Below are 2,785 nucleotides of genomic sequence, written 5' to 3'. Positions count from 1 at the left end.
GCCGGGCAGCGGCAGATCGTTGCGGGCATCGGTGCCTACCCACTCCGGCGTGAGTTTCAGCGCCCATACTTCCGCCGAGCCGAAATGCTCGACGATCTTCGGACAGGTCTTCGTGGCTTCGCAGCGATCGAGAATGCCGGCGGGCGGCAGGCCGCGCACCTGGTCCGGGTGCTTGCTCCACCATTGCGGTCCTTCGCTGCCGGCCTGATACAGCTCCAGCACGCCATCCGGCTGCGCCCAGCGGAAGTTCAGGGCGATGCGCCGGCCGGCGATGATGGGCCACATGCCGTCATGCACCTGCCGCTTGTCCTCCGACTGGTTGAATCCCATGTGCAGCCATCCGCGCAGATAATTGCCGGATTGCGATACGCCGCGCGCGATGCTGTGGGTGACGCGCCCCGCGATCGGATTGGCCGTGCCGCTATCGTCGGCGGCAGCGGTCTTGAAGAACGCGCCGACGTCCCGCCAGGCGGCGAAGCCGATACCGAGCACATACGGATCCTTCGCCTTGAAGGTGACCTGGTACAGCTTGGCGGGATCGAAGCCGCCCTTCACGCAGATTTGCGTCGGGTCCGGCGTGCCCGGGAAGGGATTGCTTTCGCTGCAGCGCGCCCATGCCCAATCGGTGCGCGGCACCTCGGCCTCGCCGGTCACCACGCCTTCCATGCTCTCGCCGGTGCGGGTCACCAGCCTTGCGTATTCCGGGCTGTTGTCCAGCGTGACGGGCTGGTAGGGCACCGGATTGGATTGCACGATCAGCGGCTGGGACGCCACGCCCGAGCGGTTGATGATGCGGCCGAATACGAGACCGGTGATGGTTGAGCCATCCGGATTCTTTGCGATCGGCACCTTGAGCCAATGACGGCCATCGACCGCCATAGTGTCGCGGACCAGCGTGCCGGATGCCGTCGGGCCATCCGGGCCGGTGGTGACCGTGCCGGCATTGTCGCCCTGCCAGGCGCTGGCGAGTCCAATGTCGCCATTGTTGCGCTCGGCCACGACGATGGTCGTCGGACCGCCGCGGTTGGGCACGTCGTGCCACAGCAGGCCGCTGGCCTGACCCATGTTGACCGGCTTGGTCACCACAAAGCTGGCGACGTAACGCACCTTGCCGTCCGGATCCTTGCCGAGCTCGATGTCCTGGATGACCGCGTTCAAGGGGTCGCGCGGATCGAGCTCGCCGAATGCACGCCCGGAGATTTGTTCATAGGCGATGGTCTGTCCGGCCGCATTGACGAGCGGCTTCTGGTCATCGATGACGATACGCGTGACGCGTGCATGCACAGGCAGCGTGAACGCTGCCGCGCAGCAAGCCGCGGTGAGGGTGAGCAGTATCCGTTTTTGTTGCGGGGAAGATTGAGCGTGCATTATTCTGGTCTCCAGGTGATTGGTGGTCGGCAGACATCGCCGCAAGATCGATTGCGTGGCGCCTTGTTCACGGCTTGTGGATTGGCCCGTCGCGTTGTTTTGGTACTCCTCCCAATTCGATGACGCATGGGTGGACCGTCACTCGTCGAAGTGACGGTCCACCCATTTCCTGATTCCTTCCAGTGAACGAAAATCTGTGACGGACCGGCAGTCGATATGCGGATGCGCTCGCCGCAGCATGTTGGACAACGCGGCACCCGGTCCCAGTTCAAGTGCGATGGTGACGCCTGCTTCCGCGCAGGCATCCATGCAGTCCTTCCAGCGGATGGTTTCATTGAGCTGGCGCGCGAGCGTGCTCACCGCGTCGGCCTTGCGCCGGATGACTTCGGAAGAAACGCCTGCGAGGACCGGATGGTCAGGGTCCGTGAAAGGCGTCCTGTGCAGTGCTTCCAGAAATGGTGTCACGGCAGGCGTCATCAACGGCGTGTGCGACGCGATGCCGACGGGCAGAAGCGTTGCCGTGCGTCCGGCCTTTAGCAGTTCTTGTTCATACGCGAGTGCATGCTCGCGAAGTCCCCCGACGATGGCACTGTCTGCGCCAGTCTCGATGGCGATGAATAGTTTGGCGCGTGCGGCAGAGTCAGCGATGGATGCGAGGCTCATTCCGCTCACAGCCAGCAGGGCTTGTGGCGTATCGTTGGCGCAACTGTCCATTAGGCGGGCGCGGACCGCCGCCAGCGACAGTGCATCGGGTGGCGTGATGGCGCCTGAAACCGCGTAGGCGGACAGCTCGCCGATGCTGTAGCCGGCTACGATGGCGGGTGACGGCAGGGCTGGCTTTAGAGTTTGCCATGTGGCGAGTGTTGCGGCGACGATCAGCGGCTGGGCAATGCGGTTGGAGAATAGTGCTGACACGTCGTTCAGCGCGGTGTCCAGCGGGACGGCGATCTTTTCTTCGATTGACCATTCGGACAGGAAAACCCTGGCATGGGAGGCATTGCCGAGAACGTCGAACATGCGCGCATGCTGGCCGCCTTGGCCGGGGCACAGCAATGCGAGATGTTTTGTCATGGTGGTGTTCCGCGGGGTTGCTTTGGGTGTAAATGTAGTGATGAGTTAAGTCAGATGCCGCTCAAGCACGCTCCGCAGGGTTCCCTCCTCCTTCAGGGGGATGAAGCCGGGGTTTCGCAACGCACGCGTTGCGCCGGCTGAATCGGAGCCGCCTGCGAGCGGTGACGTGGAAAGGTTGTAAGCGAACCGACTCCTTCCCCCTCGTAGGGGGAAGGTTGGGATGGGGGTGTGAAGGTCGTGCAACTGCATGCGATTGCTCAACCTCACTACCCCCCACCCTAACCCTCCCCCTGGAAGGGGGGAGGGAACTTTACGGAGATAAAAAGTGCCGCAGTCGCTACGATAC

The 2,785-nt window shown here is 63.2% G+C and carries 2 protein-coding genes; both read right to left on the bottom strand.

The window, feature by feature from the left end; all coding sequences use genetic code 11:
• The coding region (locus tag V7080_RS16225) for an alpha/beta hydrolase domain-containing protein (RefSeq protein ID WP_334189434.1) at positions 1-1,368 on the bottom strand (1,368 nt) is incomplete at its 3' end.
• 138 nt (positions 1,369-1,506) lie between these two features.
• Positions 1,507-2,439, bottom strand: a complete 933-nt coding sequence (locus tag V7080_RS16220; protein ID WP_334189433.1) for an ACP S-malonyltransferase — start codon at positions 2,437-2,439, stop codon at positions 1,507-1,509.
• Positions 2,440-2,785 lie beyond the last annotated feature (346 nt).

The organism is Noviherbaspirillum sp. (assembly GCF_036846085.1).
In the GTDB taxonomy this organism is placed as follows: Bacteria; Pseudomonadota; Gammaproteobacteria; order Burkholderiales; family Burkholderiaceae_D; genus Noviherbaspirillum.
Note: the sequence above shows the minus strand (reverse complement) of the source record. Positions and strands in the feature narration are given on the sequence as shown.

What these genes read in the sequence shown, in the direction of transcription:
- V7080_RS16220 (WP_334189433.1), bottom strand. Translation starts at nt 2,439, where the DNA reads ATGACAAAACATCTCGCATTGCTGTGCCCCGGCCAAGGCGGCCAGCAT.